The following is an 18,762-nucleotide window of genomic DNA, read 5'->3' on the forward strand; positions in this document are numbered from 1 at the left end:
TAATCTTCCAGTTTTCTTTACTAAAGAACTTCCTTTAAATATCTTCCCGTATGTGACGCTTTTACCATGGCAACCTGTTCCGGCGTTCCTTCAGCAACAACATAGCCCCCGCCGTTACCGCCTTCAGGGCCCATATCTATGATGTAATCGGCTGATTTTATAACGTCTATGTGATGCTCAATTACAAATACGGAATGGCCCATATCGACCAATCTTCCAAGGCAGTCCAACAGCTTTTGAATATCTGATAAATGAAGTCCTGTTGTAGGTTCATCCAATATATATAAATTATGCGCACCCCTCTTGATCTTGGCCAATTCATAAGCCAGCTTTACCCTTTGCGCTTCCCCGCCTGACAGAGTCGTTGAACTTTGTCCAAGACGCATATAACCAAGCCCAAGTTCATTCATAATGCCCAGTTTATGTTTTAAATAACGGTTTTCCTTAAAAAACACAAGCGCTTCTTCAACTGTCATCTCCAGGACTTCAGCAATATTCTTGCCCTTATACTTAATTTCTAGTCCCTCTTCAGAAAAACGCATACCCTTACAAACCGGACAGATTGTTTCGATATCCGCCATAAACTGAAGGCTTGTAACAATAATACCATCACCGGCACAGTGCTCACAGCGTGTACCATTAGCATGGGTAAGGCTAAAGTCAATCTCCTTGTATCCATGGGCTACCGCCTCCGGCTCCATCGCAAAAACTTCGCGGATCTTGTCGTATATACCAATGTAAGTTGCCGGATTGGACTTACTGTTCCTTCCGATAGGCGTCTGGTCGATATTGATGACATTATTGAGTAATTCCGCGCCAAACATGAAATCATGCTCGCCGGATACGATTCTTGCACCGGTTTTATCTATTTTTAATTGTTTATAAAGAATTTCATTTATCATGGAACTCTTTCCCGAACCGGAAACACCAGTAACGCAGACAAAAACTCCAAGGGGTATATCGAGATCTACATTTTTAAGGTTATTCTCTCTTGCACCCTGAATGGATAGGAATAAATCCCCAAGCTGGCGTCGTTTCTTTGGTACCGGAATTTTTGCTTTGCCGGACAGGAATTTTCCTGTAACAGAATCCGGTGAGTTCATAATATCCTCAATTTGTCCCTGTGCAACAATTTGACCGCCATGTACTCCTGGACCTGGCCCAACTTCAACCACATGGTCAGCATTCATTATTGTCTCAATATCATGTTCGACTACGATAACCGTATTACCGTTATCACGTAACTTTTTCATCGTTTCTATGACACGGTTTGAATCTCTTGGATGAAGGCCTATGCTTGGTTCATCCATTACGTAGAGCATGCCCATTAATTCGCTGCTAATCTGTGTTGACATCTTGATTCTCTGCATTTCACCACCGGAAATGCTATCACTTCTCCGGCCTAAGTTTATGTAATGCAAACCGATGTCAATCAAAAGCTCCAAGCGAGTATTAATCTCACGGACGATAGTACTTGCCACCTCTTCAATATCAGCATCAAAACGAAGTTCTTCCAAAAATTCAAATAATTCCGGAAGCTGCATCCTGCTCAGTTCGTCAAAATTTTTGCCACCTACCGTAATTTGAAGTCGTTGAGGTTTAAGTCTTGCACCATGGCATTCAGGGCAGATTTTCTCTATCATGCACTCCTTTATAAATGTAGGTTCAAAAGCTTCTGATGTTGCTGTTTTACGGATATATTGCTTGTACCAGTTTTCAAATTCATGTACAAAGCCTTGAAATGGCCTATTTCGCCCAACTGTCCAATTACGCTTTTGAGAGAACGGCGGCTGCAGCATCTCAACCACCTCACCTTTCGTTCCGTAAAGCAGGATTTCAACGATTTCCTTAGGCAACTCATTAAATGGTGTATCAAGGCTAAAGTTATACTTTTGAGATAAGCTATACATTATTACCGTTCTGTAACTGTCCTTACCTGAAGGATTATATATTGTATTCTTAAATGCGCCTTTGTTGATACTCTTTTCAGGTGCCACAATCAAAAACCTTGGCTCCACCACATAAGACATACCTACACCCATACAGGTTCGACAGCTACTGGCTGGTGTATTAAACGAAAAATGAAAAGGCTGCATTTCACATAATGAATAATGATGAGAAGGGCATGCAAACCCATCATAAAATTTTTCGTCGACACCTCCTAATACTTCCACTTTGATCATGATGTCTTCATCCAAAGTCAGCATTGCAGCTTCGATGGACTTGGTTAATTGTATATAGGAATCATTTTTTAGAGTGAATTGATCAATGACCAGTTCAATATGATATTCCCTGCTCTCATCTAATTCCCGCTTTTGCGCCAAAGAAAATGCTTCACCGTCTACAAACAGATTCTTGAAACCTTTTTCACGCAATTGGTGAAAGGTAAAATCATAGTCCTCTCCAAATATTTTATATACTGGGGCTCTAAGTTCAATCTTTGTTCCCTCAGGAAGAGTCATGATATGCTCTGCTATTTGTGCAGCCGACAATTGTTTCAACTTATGCCCGCATTCCGGACATTGCCCGATACCTGCCGTTGAAAATAAAAGGCGCATGTAATCGTTGATATCTGTGACAGTTCCAACTGTTGAACGAGGATTATTATTGCTCTTTTTCTGCTCTATAGCAATAACCGGCGATAGTCCGCGTACATAATCCACCTTGGCTTTTTTGAGTTGGCTAATCCTACTCTTTGCAAAGTTTGAGATTGAATCTAAAAAACGCCGCTGACCTTCGCCATAAATAACATCAAATGCCAGAGAAGACTTACCCGAACCTGAAACTCCGGTTATGACAGTCAGCTTGTCTCTTGGAATTTCGACCGAAATATTTTTAAGGTTATTTTGTTTTGCACCTGATACTTCTATAGTTGTACGAATTGACATTTTGCATACTTCCTTTCTTTTTTATTAAGTAACGTTAGCAGCAAAGATTACATAAATGCTGCCCAAAAAGTTGAGTTAGATACTCAAAAACCCTATTTCTTCAATAGATGAACGACTTTTCGGCGTTAACTTTATAAGCTGGGTCACCTTATCGATTACCTCTTTTTCAGCCAAATAATCCAATACATTAATAATATAATGACTTTCTGTACCAAGCCGCTTTGCAATCATTGACACTGTTTTTATTTCCTGATCTGAGAGGTATTCAATAACCGGCTTCTTTATAAGGTCTATTTTATCTTCCAAATATGAGTCAACCTTCTGTAAGCCCTTGATCAATTCTGCTTCTGTCATTAGATGTGTCATTGGTTCCTGGTAAATAATTTTCATGATCTCTGGATTTAAATCAATTGCTTTTTGAATGGCAGTTCGGGAAGTCGGAATTCCCCTGATGCATAACTCCATGTGTGCAACTTGTTCTGCTGCTTTCAAAAAGAAATACTGAGCATACATCAAATCCTTCCTTGCAACCATCCATTTCTCAACTTTATGCATATTAGAAATCAACTCGCAAGCAATATGCAACGCTGATATAGCCCTATCATCTTCCCCGATTTGCTTTATGTCTTCAAAAAACTCATACAGGCTCTCATCCGTTGTATACACAATTTCGCCTTTTGCCATAAAAGATTGCAAAAAAGAGCCGCCGATAGAACCTTCCATACCTCTCTTGAAGTAACTTCTCTGTACCAAATACAAATTAAAGGTAATACCCTCTTCAGTTATACTAAGGTTATCGCTCGAAAGTTTTTGATCCCGGACAACCACCGTCATATCAACATCACTTTTCTCCCAGATGACATCATAAGCAACGCTGCCACCTACTATGACAGCAATTACATTTATATCATCCTTAATCTTTTCTATGAACTGATCAATCGCTTGCTGATAGCGAAGTTTAAGCTCTGCTTGTTCCTTTTCATCCATAAACTGCTCTCCTTCCTTTTACCGCAATTTTTGTCCTATACAATATAACACCCTATGTTATAATCATTATACAAGGTTAGGTTTTACCAAACAGGACAAAAATTGCTGAAGAGGCTTAATATGGAACATTATCTTTTAAAAATCCTTAATGATACTACAGAATATATTGAATGCCATCTCTGTGACGAGTTGACTCTTGATGCCATATCGGATAACGTTAACGTATCTAAATTCCACTTGCTGCGCATTTGGAAAGGTGCTACAGGAACCGGTCTTATGGAATATGTCAGAAGACGTCGTATCGCGACTTCCCTGTCCGATCTTTTAAGTCAGCTAAATACAGTTGATTTTATAGCGGACAAATACGGTTTTGGCTCTGAACGAACCTTTAACAGAGTCTTTAAGGAGGAGTTTAATACCACTCCGGCAAAATGGCGCAGAAATCCTGTTGCCCTAAATATACTCGACCGCTTCAATGCAGACTTTATGCAGCATGCTGGCAGTGGGTTAGTTTTTTTGAAGTCTGTAACAGTGCTACCTGCTTTTTCGATTACAGGAATTACATATGGATTGGATTTCGAAGACAATATGCTAAACCAGACAGCCAACAAATTAGGCGTCGAGTTTTTCTACCAACGTCGATTGAGCGTACTGAATCCTGTTGAAAAAGATATATATTATGGATACATGTCAGTTTCAAGCAACGATTATTCGCATACTTTTTATCAACCGGCGATACAAGTGGATGCCTCGAGTATTATTCCATCCGGGATGAATGTAAAACATATACCTACTCATAAATATGGGGTTTTTACTTATATAGGGTTGCATCGTCCTGAAGAGATTTCATCTAAGAATCTTAAGGAGCTTGTAGACTTCATTCACAACAGTTGGATGCCAACGATAGAGTTTCGGTTAACGGAGAATTTTTGGTTTCAATATATCAATTATGCCCGATGTAACAAGCAATATTGCGAGTGCGATTTGTATTTTCCTATTGTGTGTTTATGATGGTTTAAAGTGCCAGTTTATATATAGGCACTGTTTCCAGTGCCATATTTTTTAGTGTATCACGGCATAAGAAATTCGGATAGTAGCACACCTATTTAACCAATTGGTTCAATATGTAAGGATCCTTTATCTTATTATCATTTGCAAAGAGTACAATCTTGGACATAATCTCTGCTGTCTTAGGGTCATCATCAATAAATGGCAGGAATAACTTGCCCCTACTCTGTGAATGTACCGGAAGTACATTAATCTGATGGCCTCCAAGTTTATGAATAACTCCACTTCCTAGATGTATGCTGTAAGTACCATTAATACCTTTTACAATGGCGTGATTACCTTCAAAAGAAACATTGTCGATTCTAAACAAAGGTAGATTAAATTCTACTATTACCTTTCTCATCTGGACTGTAGAATGACTTGTCTCCGGATCAACACCCCCGGCATGTGCTACACTAACTGCAAGATCAACATCCCTCATAACTTCTGAATATATAATGTCTGGAACATTTTCTATTTCAATAGTTTTAAAAGTTTTTCTATCGGAGAATTCTACCCATTCAAGGGTCGGAGCTTCTGCTTCACTAGGGGAAAACCAATCTGCAAGTGCATATATTCTTGCAATTATATTTTCATTATAATATATCTTTTGAAGGCCCTCTTCATAATCGGCTATCCATCTCCTGCCTTTCAAACACGAAACTGTTTTGTTAGGCTGAATCTGGTTACCGGCAAACATTTTTGAAGAATGTTTATCTTTTTCTTCTTCAAGCTTAACATATAACTCTCTGAATACCTGCTTAAAAGGCTGCTTAATTCCTCTTCCTTCTGAAACCCCTGAATAAATATATTTCTGATATTCAGTCCAACATTTTGCCTTATACATATCATATGGATGTGCAACACGAAGCATAGTTTCTGCTGGTATTGTCTTTTCTTTACCCTCATAATCAGCTAAACCACCATTGCTAACAAATCCAAATATTTTATCTTCAAAAGTACTATCCGTTACAAAAACCAAAGCTTTGACAACAGCAGCAGCCACAGGATTCTCACATAGATTCTTTAATTCTTCAAAGCTATATACTTCCCTGTCTTCCATTGCCTGCTCAAACATCCTCACTGTCCTTCTATACTGCTCTTTAAGCTTCTTATTCACTTCCATTATCTTAACAACATATTCATTTTTCTTTAATGCACTGGGAATTGACTTAAGTTCTTTTCCATTCTTGCATAAAACAATTTCTGTCTGACCTGTTTCACTTATGCTAAGCTTTATATTTACTCCTTCAACTTCATACCCATCAAAAAATTTACTATAAGCCTTTACAAGTTCTGTTTCCATTGCCAATGTCAATCTTGTAACATCAGAAAAACCTGACTTTGTTGCAAGATTCTTAAGTGCCATATCTACTGCTAATGCTTCACTTGCTCTTCTCTGACCTCCAAACTGTTTGCTCTCCTTTAAGAAATTCTGAATATACTCATATCTACTTAACATATCTTTTTTATCAGTAATTGGAACAATTCCATAACTCATAAGCAAATCCTTATTACGTTTGTCATTTATCTGCTTTTCCAAATCCTGTACTTCTATTTTTCCTAATGCAGCATCAGCATATTTTCTTGCTCTTGAATGCTTACTTCCATCGGATATATATTTTGCCCCATCATATAACTTATTGAATAAATCCTCTCCTAAAAGCTTATACGCTTCATCAAACCAATTTACATCAAAAGCACCATTGTTTAATTCCTCTTGGGACAATGGGGTAAACTTAGCAATAACAGCTTTTTTCCTATCATCAAATTGCTCATTCATGTGTGCCATAAAATAATAGCATCCACTCTTTAAACCTTCATATCCAAGATATTTTTCTATAATGTCAATCCATTGGGGAGCATACATAGCAGTCTCAATTAATCTATGTTCGTTTATACCTGAAGATTTGATCTTCGCTGCCAATTTATATGCATCATCGCCATCACCGGGATAACATACCTGAAGCAGATGACTCAGGCATTCTACCTTCCCGGTTCCACAAGATCCATAATAAGATTTCCTGTCAAGCTTATCTTTTCCGAGAGCCTTAAGTATCTGAACAAACCTGTCCAATCCATATATACGCTTAATCTTACCAATACTGTTTGTAAATACAGTGGGCAAATCTCCTCTATTTAATTCAACATCCAATACCTTATTAACTATATTGTTATAAACCTTAACTCCTGCAATATAAAACTGACTCTCCTTGTCTAATTCATCATTAACTATAAACTCCTGAAATACATTCTTTGCATAGGAAGTCAGCTTATCCTGAAATAACATTGATAAATGTTCCAACGAAGTGCTCAGTCCTATATCTTCAAAAGCTGCCTTATATACAATATCTATAGGAATTAGCTTCATAGTATATGCTTTAATATAATCAGTAATACTCAGAAATCCACTGTTAACAGAACTTGAATAATAGGATTCATTGTGTTTGTTTTTATCATTAAACCTGAATTTATTATCCAGCAGATAGAACAAGAAAAACTTTTCCTTAAACTCTTCCTCGTTATCACATTTTCTAATTGCATTTATTATCATCTTCATCTTCCATGATGAAACAAATGCCTTATCTTCTGGATCAGAAATGTAATAATATCTATCATCCCTGACTTTTTTGTACCATAATGCGTCTTCCGGAAATTCCTTAATTATATATAAGATTATCTCTTTTGCAACCGGACGAAGCTCATTATTATCATAAATACTGAGCATAATCATTAATATTGTATCAATGAAATTGTCATATCTATTTTGCCCACTATATTTTTTATTGGGTATTTCATAATCCGGAATACTATTTCCAAATATCATCTTTTCGTATTTACTATAAGTATCCTGATTTTCTATTTTCTCATCATTATGGCATATGGCCAGTCGAATATTATTCAAAATTTTAATATGGGATATTTCTTTCTCAAAAAAAACTTTCCACAATTCTTTAAATGGATATTTATCTTCCAAGGGAAGTGTATCACCATAATTAGTCATGCTTAAACCATTTCCAAGTAGACGTTCGTCTCCGTAAGCGGTTTTATACTCTAGCAAACTGTTATCATCTAAATATTTTACAAGTTTATTGAGAATGTCATCAATGGTCTTTTTAGGAACATTAAAATATTCATCAATCTTATTTTTATTAGCTTTCATATCAGGAATATCAAAAGACTCATGTGGGTTATAAAGACCATATCCTTCAGTATTTAATATCTTATCCCCACAGCCTTTACCTGTAATTTCATCAATCAATATCTGTTCCTTCTCAGAAGGGTCCTCTATCTTTGACGCGACATTAATCAACAGGTCAACAAAGCTTTTATTATTTTCTTTCTTACTTTCTTTATTTTTTGCTTCACTAATTAATGTAAGTCCTCCCATTCTCATTTCTTCCTTACCGGACTGAACAAGCCTTGTTGCACAAGAAATCAGCTTATCACCCTCTTGTCTTACCAACAAATTAATAACATTCTGCCTCATATCGCTTGTCTTATATTTCAGATACTCCTCCAGCATAATATAATGCCTGTCCTCTAGTGGGATATTCTTGATAATTTCATAAGCGTTGTTTCTAGTCATAGATTCCTTATCTGCTACAAATCTCACAAGCATATCTCTTTGAATATCAGTCTTTGGTGAATTTAGTAATATTTCAACATATAAACTCCTGTTTGAAGAATAATTACCATTAACCTCTATATTGGGTATTTGCTGGACTATATAGTCTATTAAAGAATTATCTTCAAGTGAATAGGCAGTTAAACACATCCTGACAATCAGTTGTGTTTGGGAAATACAAACGCTATACCATGGAAAAATACAAGGTGAAAACTCCAATTTCTTTTTTTGCATGCTCTCATATATGTTCTTAAGGATTTCATAATGCCTGTAGGCTTCATCTTCATCCTTATATAAATACGTAACTGGAACTTTTAAGTAGGTTTTATTGTCCTTGTCTATGTTATTCTGCCTGTTTACTACTTTATAAGCATAGTCTTCAACACCGTCAAGATACGTGGGTATAAATGCTGCAAGCATTTCATAATCATCACTATACTTCTCTACTACCTTTATTGCAGATCTATCGGAAAAATCTTTATACGCTAGAGCTCTATTGTAATATGACATAGTAAGGAGTTGATTTCTTGTGCCATTCTCTAGATAGCCTTCCATAACACTAATTGCTGCTTCCACATCATAAAATCCAATTGACCAAAGTCCAATTATAATCTCAATACTATCATTGCTTTCGGTAAACTCATAAGCCTTTTGCCTGTCTCTTAGTGCAAGCTTCATATTCTTTAAAATCTTGTCTGTAATTCTATCCATATTCTGAGTATCATATAAGCCTGTCCAGGTAGCAAGTGCTCTCTTAACAGCAGCAAACCTAACAAGATTATTATCAACGATAACGTCAAATATGGTCAGAAACCCTTCAGTAGTTCCACAGTCCGCATTTTCACATATAGCTTGCCTCACACCTTCCTGAAGCCTTGCTGCAAGCAAAAAATCACCTAAAAGCTTATGCAAATCCTTATCAGAACTTTTTACAATTCCACATATAATATCAACAGTTACAACTGCTGTATTGTTATCACTCAAGATTATATCCCTAATTGCGCCTATAGCCTTTTCATCTTTATTATCTATTCTTGCTGCAATCATATCATCAATATGGAATGCATTAAATGTATATAAGGGATTATTTTTATAATCCAACTTCTCATCAGGAAGCTTATTCAGAAGAAAATCTTCCATTGAACATCCATAGAAATCAAATACCTTGTAATCATACAAAAGTCTGAATACATCATTAGCAAATACCCCATATTTCTTAGTCCTTACTGTTCTTCTTTCCATTCCTCTGGAATAGGGAAACTGATTAAACTTATCGATTATGTAATAAAAATCTTCATGAAATTCTTTGGGTACATACAGGTCAACAAGTTCTTGGTGATTCTTTTTCATGTACTGGCTGGGATTATCATATCCACCTCTCTGAAATTCTCTTAAAGCTTCCTCAACCTTACCTTTACTATCATTGCTGTGCTGAAAATACTTTTCTAAATCTTGCGCAAAAACCTTAATATCACTAGAGAGTACAGTAAGCTTTTTACCCCACAAAGCGTTAAAACTATCAACAAGCTTTCCTCTGGTATTATAATCGTATTTCATGTTTTTCCTCACTTTCCTTATCCCCTTGGTTTTCTCACCACATTCTACCGCTTAGCATGCGTAGAATCCAAGTTTGGATGGCGAACAACAGAAAGTTTTCTCACCACATTCTACCGCTTAGCATTGTCATTTTAACAAAAGTTATTTCGCTATCCTCACAAAGCACTATATTATCCTCTAAGTTCTTCATCTGAACTCCATCTATAAATATTACAACTATCCCGTCTTGAAAACTCTGTTTTGCGTTGGTAACTGCCTTTTCTAAATCAGGTTTATTATCCCCGTAATTTCTCCCAAAGGATACTTTTCCACTCAAGGAACTATCCTCTATGTCATCCATGGTCAAAACCTTTATTATCTCGGAGTTTTCCTGTCTTTCCTCATAATCCTTTATGCACAGCTTTACCGTCTCTTCTATCAATACATCTACTGTATCAGGACAGATAGGATAATCATATGTTATACTTTGTATCAAATTATTTCTTTTTGATATTTTTTTGATGTTAATTTTTATCTTCATATCTTACAACACCTGATTTCTTAAATATTTCTCAATATTACACAGTTTACTAAATGCACTTCAAAAATAGTAGCCATCCGTTTTGGATGGCTATATATGCATTCTGTTGTTGTGTGATCTTGGTTGATATTAACTTGGTTTAGGTCATTTACCACCTTTAATTACTTTTATTTCAACTTCTTGTTTTTCAACTTTAGCTGAAAGTTCTGTGACCATATTTTTAACTTCCTTGACTTCCTCATATGTTTGTTTATAACCGTCAAAGAGAGCTTTTGAATTGTTGTCCAGCTTATTCTCAAGGCGAACAATATCGTTCCTTACTTCAATAAATCTTTTGTCGATCGTATCAAATTTGTCAGAAAATTCAGAATACATTTTGGTCATTAATTCAAACATCTTTTCTTCCATTTAAAACACTTCCTTTTAAAAAATCATGCCCCTATTATATCATTTTTCCATTTATTTAGAAACATTATCCTTAATTTTTTTACGGATTATACATAAAGGAGCCGGTACACTAGGTAAATAGTGCATCAGCCCCTTTTAATGTAAAACAAATTTAGATCTTCTTAATTTTCAGGTTTAGTATCTGTTTGAGCCCATATATTTCTGTAGGTTAAATTAGTAGATCCATAAATATATAGTGTACCGTTATTCATTATTACTCCTGTAAATGTTCCATTTGACGATAGTGTCTTAACTCCCTTTAAGCCTTGTAAATTGGTGCATTGATTGCCATAGTCATCTCCCCATGCAACAATAGTGCCATCGCTTTTTAAAACAATAGAATTGTCTGACCCTGCTGAAACTGATACCACATCTGTCAATCCTTCTGGAACATCGCATGATCCAAACATATTAGTGCCAAATGCAACAACAGTGCCGTCTTCTTTCAATGCTAAGATATGATTAAAACCAGCAGATATTGAAACTACATTTGACAACCCTTCAGGTACAGATATTTCATGACCTGCCACATTTCCCCAGGCAACAACAGTACCGTCTGATTTTAGTGCTACAGAAAAGTCATATCCGGCAGCAACTGCTTTTACACTATTTAATCCAGCAGGTACATCACATTGACCAAATTCATTGTTACCCCATGCTACAACAGTCCCATCCTCATCTATAGCAAGTACAAATTCTCTTCCCATAGCAATGTCCGTAGCTTTTATGGCTTTTTCAGGAATATCGCACTGACCATAGGAGTTGCTTCCCCACACTAATACAGAACCATCTTCTTTTATAGCTGCTAAATTAGCATATTGAGAAGAAATCTTTTTAATATTTGAATCAAAAGCATCAGGTAGATATTCTGTTGGTGCACCAGGGTTGTTACCCCACGCGACTACACTTCCGTCTTTCTTAAGAGCAGCAGCAATACCGCCTAATGATACTTCCTTCACATTTGTCAGGTCAGGGAAAAGCTGATTCTGCCAAAAACTATTGTCTCCCCATCCGATTACCTGTGCATCTTCTGTTACAGCTAGAGTACGGTCACCTCCTGCAAAAATGGCAGCTACTTTTGGTAACCCTTCAGGGACAGCGCATTGTTTATTAGTATTAAAACCAACAGTTATAACTGAACCATCTTCCTTAATTGCACTCAAATGATTCAATCCTCCAGAAATAGCCTTTATACCAGATAAGTCTTTTAAATAGTTGTTGCAGAACCATTGATCACCCCAACATACAACCGTGCCGTCATCCTTAAGTGCAGCAGCCCAAATGCTACCTGTCGCAATTTCAGTTACATTTGTCAATCCTTCAGGTGCAGGAACCCAACTGCTGCCATACTCAATTTCTGTTTCACCCGTCAATTCATTAAGATTAAACTGTTCTCCCCATGATACTATTGTTCCGTCTTCTTTTAAAGCTACTATTGTTAACATGCAGGCAGAAATAGATTTAACATCCTTCAAATTAGAGGGGATATTTTGCAAATTGAAATCGTCTTCTCCCCACATAACAACTGTACCATCTTCTTTTAATGCAGCAGAAATATTGTGTCCTGCTGCGATTGCTTTGACATTAGATAACCCTGCCGGCACACTGCACTCGTTAAATTTATTGTCTCCCCATGCAACAACTGTACCATCTTTCTTAAGTGCTAACGAATGTGCATAACCTGCTGAAATATCTATTACATCTTTTAGTCCGGCGGGGACTTGACACTCACCTACGCTATCATATCCCCAAGAAACTACAGTGCCATCACTTTTTAGAGCCAGTGTATGATGATACCCAGTGGCAAAGTCCGTTATGATGACACCCTCAGTTGCTTTAACCGAAGGCATAGATGTTTTTGATTTGGCAACTACTGGAGGTGCAAATAACTTCTCTTTCGGGAGCTTTTCGTTATATAAAAGTGCTTTTCTCATATATCCATAATCTAATGAATTAATAAATCCGTCTCCATCAACATCACATTGCCAAAGCATATCTTTTATATGTGAATACATTGGCAATCCGAGCATATATCCCCTTAAATTAGCCAAATCGATTGAGTTAAAACTACCATCTCCATTAATATCTCCAATCAGTCCTTTTTCACTATAAACCAGGTTTGATCCAATCTCTTGTTGATCACCAACAGCTGCGAAACTATTGACACAAGTAGCAGAGCTAAAGAGCATTAAAGATACGCCTAAAAATGAGACACATTTTTTTGCTTTACGAAAGTAATTTTTCATTAATAACCCTCCCTTAAATTATTTTGTTTATTTTCAAATTCATCCAGGTTTTTTCTTTAAATCCCTCCCTTCTTTAGAATTTTACTCACACACCCAAAATAAAAAATAATCCTGGAGAATTTGTTTTTGATATATTAATTACAAAGATCATCTTACAGTTGCTAAATTTCTACATAAATATAGTGCTTAATATTAGTTTCGTTTTGTTTTGAAGGTAGTAGAATTAATTATTTGGGAAGGTTTCTCCGAGGAACCGAACTAGTGTTGATTCGGCTTGCATCAGCGAATTTGTATGACTTAATTTATATATTAAAATTCTATTAGGTTTACAAAAAACAGTTATAAATTAAAATCTTCTCGCTTAATACACTACCATAGAATGGGTGTAAAAACGGTAAGTTTCTACTTATCAAAATATTTCCAAGGTTCTCCATTCAATTCTACACCTTAGATGAGATAATTAAAATATGACCAAAGTAATAACATTTTTTGGCAAAACATTACTTTGGTCATATTTCTGTATATTAATGATTGAATTTTTAGGTTGTAGTTGTGAGTATATGTTAATTCAACCTACTTCTAGTCATCTTTAAATTTTTTACTTAGCAGGTTTGCTTGTGATATGCCCCCTGGTACTATTTTGGTATAGGCCTCCAATAACAAGAACCTTTTGCATCACGGCATAATAATCCATTATCAACAAGTTCTCGCCTGAGTATAAAATAATCTTTGAAAGTATGCCATTCTTCACAGATAGCATTTACCTCTTTTTCAGTATAATTGCGGTTTGCTTCAAATTTTTCTGCCAAATAGCAGAGCGTTGCAACTCTGAAGGTTTTCTTTTGAGATAACTGCTTGATTTTTCCGGAATCATCAAGAAATCTACTTATTTCAATTTTGGGTCCCAAATTTGTTTTTCTCCCTTCCGTTAGCTTTTTAACTTTTCAGTCCATATTTCCAACAAAGTATTTACGTCATCTGAAAATTCACGATCTGTTTGTGTCTCCTTCTTTTCTAATTCCTCAAGTATTTCAAAGGTAAAATTAGATGCCCCAAACTGATTCCATGATTCAATCATGCACGTTTCAGGACAATAATTATTCAACACTGAGAATGCAAAACGATTCTTCGAACCTTGCATGTTTTTTGTTGCTCGAATCCAAAGATTACTATTACACTTAATACAGTACACCCCACCAATTACTGTTCTATTTTTATACTGCTCTTTCAGCGCTTTTTTTGAGAGTTTTTCCATTTATTTTTCACCATCCATCTAAAATAATTTAAATTTGAATTACATAATACTTAAATCGGCGCTCGTTTTTGAGGAATTGCTCATGGTTTTTCATAAGCCTTTAACAATTCCCGAACATCAATGCCCAAAATATCTGAAAGCTTTAAAATTAAAGATATGTCCGGATTGCCAGATCCACGTTCCCATTTTGAAATAGCTTTATCACTGATATCTAATTTATCTGCAAGCTGTTTTTGCGTCATTTTTTGTTCTAAACGTGTTTTACGGATAATGTTACCGACTTTATCGTTTTGCATGGTTTCCCCTCCACAAAATAATTGTACCTCTTGTTCGCAAACTTTCCAATAAACGCTCCGTAGAGTTATATCATTGGATTGGCAATGATATAAGACCCTAACGCAAATATATTTTGGGGCATAAAAGCTAAATATGCTGAAAATTCAACTTCGCAAAATCCAATTATTCAAATAGAAACAAACTATGGGGGTAAAACATCTATTTATAAAATTCCTATTAATGACATAGACCCAAATAATGCCTCTCGCTTAGAAATGTTTGCTTTATGCAGTTACGCAGACGAACAAGGGAAAGGTGATAATAGTAAATTTGGGACTTATCAAACTTTGAAAAGTTTTGAGGAAATGTCTATTTTGGGTAAAGGAATAACTGAGGCCAATACGCTAGAACAATTCCAAAATGTTAAATTAAACTGGGAAAATGCTTGTAAAAAAACAGTGGCTTTACTCTATAAATGTAATGATTTAATACAATTTAATAAAGGTAAAGACATTTTGAATTTATTTAATAAATATCCTGTTAATCAAAAATAAATATAAAACCTAATTACCCTGTCGACTTCTAAAACTCCATCGCAATGCCGTTAGAGGCTTGTTGTCAAGAGGACCGTGGAATAAATGCGGAAATTTTATATAAAAGTTAAAAAACTGAGAATAACAAATATATTCTAACTGTGGAGTGTCCGTTTTAACTAGAAAGGGTCACTACTATTTATAAATCCATTCTAATTCCCTCCTTTCCACATTTAATTTAAGAAGCATTTTGCCATCAAAATCTTCTTAAATTAGTTTTTTGACTCAGAACCCAACGTCTAATGTTCTATTTAATGATTTTTCTACGTATTCGTTGAAATCTTTTGCCAAATCATATCTTCCGCCAAAATCATAATCATACACAAATACAACTGGACTTTCAGGTAAAAAACCTACTGGATTCCCTGAATTATCAATACCTATTACTACAATATTTTTATACTCATCCGGTAGTTCTTCCCTGAATCTTAAACTCTCTTCTACAAATGATGGCGTTTCTACAAACTTAGCTTCACTAAGGCCAATAATAATAGCTTCACCAACTGCACCTGATCCGAACTCTTTTATAAAGCTCTTGTACTCTTCAGGTAAGGTAACTCCTAAAGTTTTTTCAGCTTCTACAATTTTTACTTCCTCAATAGGTTTTCCAAAAGCCTCTGGAACTTGATCTCTCAACAGTCTTATCTGGTCAACTAAATTAGCTTTCATTTACCTTACCTCCCAATCTTATATATATTGCGTAATTTTATTTATTCAAAATCCGCATTAAATACTTTTTGTCCTTTACAAGGTTTTAAATCGAGAGGATTGATTTGAGTATTCTCATCAATATATTGTAAGGCGTCCGCTAACGTATTAAATCTCTTAATTTCATCTCTTAGATATTTTTCAGCATTCATGTTTTCTTCCTCAATTTCATCCACATAAACTTTATACACGTTTTGCCATTTTTGAATGCCGACAGAAGACCATATAGTTTTTTTATCCTTCTCAAATGAAAAAATTTTACCAAATTGCTTTCCACTCTCAATCCATTGAATCATTTTCTTATTGTTTATCAAAAAAACACCTAGCCTCTTACAATGTTTTGTAACCCCTACCTATACAGTATATCAAGCATATTGGCTTATGCCTATATTTTCAAGTAAATAGCACTTTAATTTGTCAACTGTTATGGTTACCTGATGCATGGTATTCCGTTCGCGTACAGTCACTGTGTTGTTATCTAGTGTTGTATCATCTATCGTAACCGAATACGGTGTTCCAATGGCATCTCCCCTGCGATAACGTTTTCCGATATTTCCAGCATCATCATAAGAAACCATAAAATACTTTTTCAATTCATTATAAATTTCCTGTGCTTTTTCAGCATGACGTTTTTTGATAAGAGGCAGTACATTTACCTTTATAGGCGCAAGCGAAGGCTTAATCTTCAAAACCTGCCTTGTTTCTCCGTTTTCTAACTCTTCTTCTAGAAGAGACTCAAACAAAACGGCCAGCACAAGTCGATCCAGGCCATAGGTTGACTCAATTACATAGGGAATATACTTCTCATTTGTCTCTGTATCAAAATACTCCATATTCTTTCCGGAAAACTCCTGGTGTCTTTGCAAATCAAAATCAGTCCTATTGTGCGTTCCATTAATTTCTCCCCAGCCAAATGGAAACAAATATTCTATATCACATGCTGCTTTTGCATAATGAGCAAGTTTTTTATGATCTCGAAATTGTAAATGCTCCTTAGACAGTCCAATGAATTCAAAGAATTTAATTCCATAATCCTTGAAATACTCATACAAGGCTTCATCATCACCCTGCTTGCAAAATGTTTGATATTCCATCTGTTCAAATTCAATCGTTCTAAATGTAAATTTTCCTTTTGTAATTTCGTTACGAAATGCCTTACCTATCTGGCCAATGCTAAAGGGCAGCTTTGTTCTCATTGTACGCAATACATTTAAAAAATTAACATATTCACCCTGAGCATTTTCCGGTCTAAGGTAAATAGTGTTTGATGTTTCCTGTGTACTACCGCATTGCGTTGAAAACATTAGATTAAACTTTCTTATATCTGTTAAATTAGATTTTCCACATTTAGGGCATGGTACTTTTTTATCTTTTATGAATTTTACCATCTCATCTTCAGTCATTGCATCAGCATTTGCTGATTCATCAAAATCATTAATCAGTATATCCGCACGATGTCTTGTCTTACATTCTTTACAATCCAACAGGGGATCAGTGAAACTTTCCAGATGTCCACTAGCCTCCCAGGTAGTAGGATTCATCAGAATGTCTGAATCCAATTCAAAACTGTTATCTCTTATTTGAATAAAATAATATCTCCAAGCATCTTTTATATTGTTTTTTAACCTCGTACCTAGCGGACCGTAATCCCAAGTGTTTGCTAAGCCACCATATATATCGCTTCCTTGAAATATAAATCCATATCGGTTGCAATATGCCGCCATTTCTTCTAAAGTCACAGTTTTCATATTAATTTACCTCCTTTTTTATAGAAAATAAAAAGTCCGCACTAAGCTTTTTGCTTAGGGCGAACTCATATTTACAGTCCGTGGTACCACCTAAATTCAGATGAATCTGCACTCAACCAGCACGAGAAAAGTCTTTATGCTGTTTCCTTTATAACGGGGGAATATCCGGTGGTATCTATTTGGAATACATCCTTTCAATCCACAGTTCAAAAGCGCCTTCTATATTGCTGTCATAAAGATTTGCACCATCCATCTTCTCTCTGAAATCAAGTCAATATATACTATCCTTTTTCATAACTTTTAGTTTATGTTACTTAATAGGGTAAACAATTTTTACACTTCTGTCAATAATAAAATTATGAAAGTTTCTTAAAATTACTTACAGGGCAGGAATATGATACGATATAAGATTCGTTTTTCTTATTTACTGCCTTTAATTACTTTTACCTCAACTTCTTGCTTTTCTACTTTTAATGAAAGGTCATTTACTGCTTTTTCTACAACTACAACTTTATCATAAACCTGATTATAACCATCAAATAGAGCTTTTGAATTGCTATCAAGTTTATTTTCAATTCTTACTATATCACCTTTAATTCCTTTAATGTCACTTTTGATATCTTTAATTTCCGTTGATATTGAATCTATTTTATTGTCCATTGCATCAAATTTAGTTGTCATGTCAGAATACATCTTGGTCATTAATTCAAACATCTTATCTTCCATTACAGCACTTCCTTTAAAATTTATATTGTCCATTATATCATTTTTCCATTTAATTAGAAATATTATCCTTAGCTTTTATTTCAATATAAACTTCTTTCTTTTAGCGGTTTAAATTTAGGTGTCTGTTGTAAACTAT

At 35.4% G+C, this 18,762-nt stretch carries 15 protein-coding genes and 1 other annotated feature; of the genes, 2 read left to right on the forward strand and 13 right to left on the reverse strand.

Features of this window, described 5'->3' with window-relative positions; translation table 11 throughout:
* Window positions 1-20 precede the first annotated feature (20 nt).
* Both uvrA and ACECE_RS0219905 read right to left on the reverse strand, forming a co-directional pair.
* A complete protein-coding gene (uvrA, locus tag ACECE_RS0219900) occupies window positions 21-2,888 on the reverse strand; it encodes an excinuclease ABC subunit UvrA (RefSeq protein ID WP_010250415.1) in 2,868 nt (955 codons plus the stop codon).
* 75 nt (window positions 2,889-2,963) lie between these two features.
* Entirely contained in the window at window positions 2,964-3,875 is a 912-nt protein-coding gene (locus ACECE_RS0219905; RefSeq protein WP_010250417.1) for a hypothetical protein, read from the reverse strand.
* A 102-nt stretch (window positions 3,876-3,977) separates the two neighbouring features.
* Between ACECE_RS0219905 and ACECE_RS0219910 the strand changes: the two genes are divergently transcribed.
* Entirely contained in the window at window positions 3,978-4,886 is a 909-nt protein-coding gene (locus ACECE_RS0219910; protein ID WP_235715976.1) for a helix-turn-helix domain-containing protein, read from the forward strand.
* A gap of 91 nt (window positions 4,887-4,977) precedes the next feature.
* Here the strand turns inward: ACECE_RS0219910 and ACECE_RS0219915 are convergent, their stop codons facing one another.
* From ACECE_RS0219915 to ACECE_RS0219945, 7 genes are all read right to left on the reverse strand, one after another.
* The gene (locus tag ACECE_RS0219915) at window positions 4,978-10,119 is read right to left on the reverse strand and encodes a DUF4132 domain-containing protein (protein WP_010250421.1); all 5,142 of its coding nucleotides are present in this window, start codon (window positions 10,117-10,119) and stop codon (window positions 4,978-4,980) included.
* Window positions 10,120-10,207: 88 nt separating this feature from the next.
* Window positions 10,208-10,627, reverse strand: coding sequence for a hypothetical protein (locus ACECE_RS0219920; protein WP_010250423.1), 420 nt, complete (start codon window positions 10,625-10,627; stop codon window positions 10,208-10,210).
* 144 nt (window positions 10,628-10,771) lie between these two features.
* The gene (locus ACECE_RS0219925; protein ID WP_010250425.1) at window positions 10,772-11,035 is read right to left on the reverse strand and encodes a hypothetical protein; all 264 of its coding nucleotides are present in this window, start codon (window positions 11,033-11,035) and stop codon (window positions 10,772-10,774) included.
* Between the two features lie 161 nt (window positions 11,036-11,196).
* Window positions 11,197-13,320, reverse strand: a complete 2,124-nt coding sequence (locus tag ACECE_RS29695) for a dockerin type I domain-containing protein (protein WP_010250427.1) — start codon at window positions 13,318-13,320, stop codon at window positions 11,197-11,199.
* A 635-nt stretch (window positions 13,321-13,955) separates the two neighbouring features.
* Window positions 13,956-14,228: a DUF2087 domain-containing protein gene (locus tag ACECE_RS0219935; protein ID WP_010250428.1), complete on the reverse strand. Its 273-nt coding sequence runs from the start codon at window positions 14,226-14,228 to the stop codon at window positions 13,956-13,958.
* A 20-nt stretch (window positions 14,229-14,248) separates the two neighbouring features.
* Window positions 14,249-14,575, reverse strand: a complete 327-nt coding sequence (locus ACECE_RS0219940) for a GIY-YIG nuclease family protein (protein WP_010250430.1) — start codon at window positions 14,573-14,575, stop codon at window positions 14,249-14,251.
* A gap of 80 nt (window positions 14,576-14,655) precedes the next feature.
* The gene (locus ACECE_RS0219945) at window positions 14,656-14,871 is read right to left on the reverse strand and encodes a helix-turn-helix domain-containing protein (protein WP_010250432.1); all 216 of its coding nucleotides are present in this window, start codon (window positions 14,869-14,871) and stop codon (window positions 14,656-14,658) included.
* A gap of 255 nt (window positions 14,872-15,126) precedes the next feature.
* On the opposite strand from ACECE_RS0219945, the gene ACECE_RS0219950 reads away from it, so the two are divergent.
* The gene (locus ACECE_RS0219950) at window positions 15,127-15,405 is read left to right on the forward strand and encodes a hypothetical protein (protein WP_010250434.1); all 279 of its coding nucleotides are present in this window, start codon (window positions 15,127-15,129) and stop codon (window positions 15,403-15,405) included.
* 264 nt (window positions 15,406-15,669) lie between these two features.
* On the opposite strand, the gene ACECE_RS0219955 is transcribed toward ACECE_RS0219950, so the two are convergent.
* The 4 genes from ACECE_RS0219955 to ACECE_RS0219970 all read right to left on the reverse strand — a co-directional run bounded on the left by ACECE_RS0219955 (window position 15,670) and on the right by ACECE_RS0219970 (window position 18,659).
* Window positions 15,670-16,113 (reverse strand): SMI1/KNR4 family protein, encoded by a 444-nt coding sequence (locus ACECE_RS0219955; RefSeq protein ID WP_010250437.1) that lies wholly within the window; start codon window positions 16,111-16,113, stop codon window positions 15,670-15,672.
* A gap of 41 nt (window positions 16,114-16,154) precedes the next feature.
* A complete protein-coding gene (locus ACECE_RS0219960) occupies window positions 16,155-16,448 on the reverse strand; it encodes a hypothetical protein (protein ID WP_205410205.1) in 294 nt (97 codons plus the stop codon).
* Window positions 16,449-16,517: 69 nt separating this feature from the next.
* Window positions 16,518-17,900, reverse strand: coding sequence for a glycine--tRNA ligase (locus ACECE_RS0219965; RefSeq protein WP_010250441.1), 1,383 nt, complete (start codon window positions 17,898-17,900; stop codon window positions 16,518-16,520).
* 52 nt (window positions 17,901-17,952) lie between these two features.
* Window positions 17,953-18,204, reverse strand: a binding site (T-box leader).
* 116 nt (window positions 18,205-18,320) lie between these two features.
* Window positions 18,321-18,659: a hypothetical protein gene (locus tag ACECE_RS0219970; protein ID WP_010250443.1), complete on the reverse strand. Its 339-nt coding sequence runs from the start codon at window positions 18,657-18,659 to the stop codon at window positions 18,321-18,323.
* Window positions 18,660-18,762: the final 103 nt, after the last annotated feature.

The organism is Acetivibrio cellulolyticus CD2, assembly GCF_000179595.2.
Taxonomy (GTDB): Bacteria; Bacillota; Clostridia; order Acetivibrionales; family Acetivibrionaceae; genus Acetivibrio; species Acetivibrio cellulolyticus.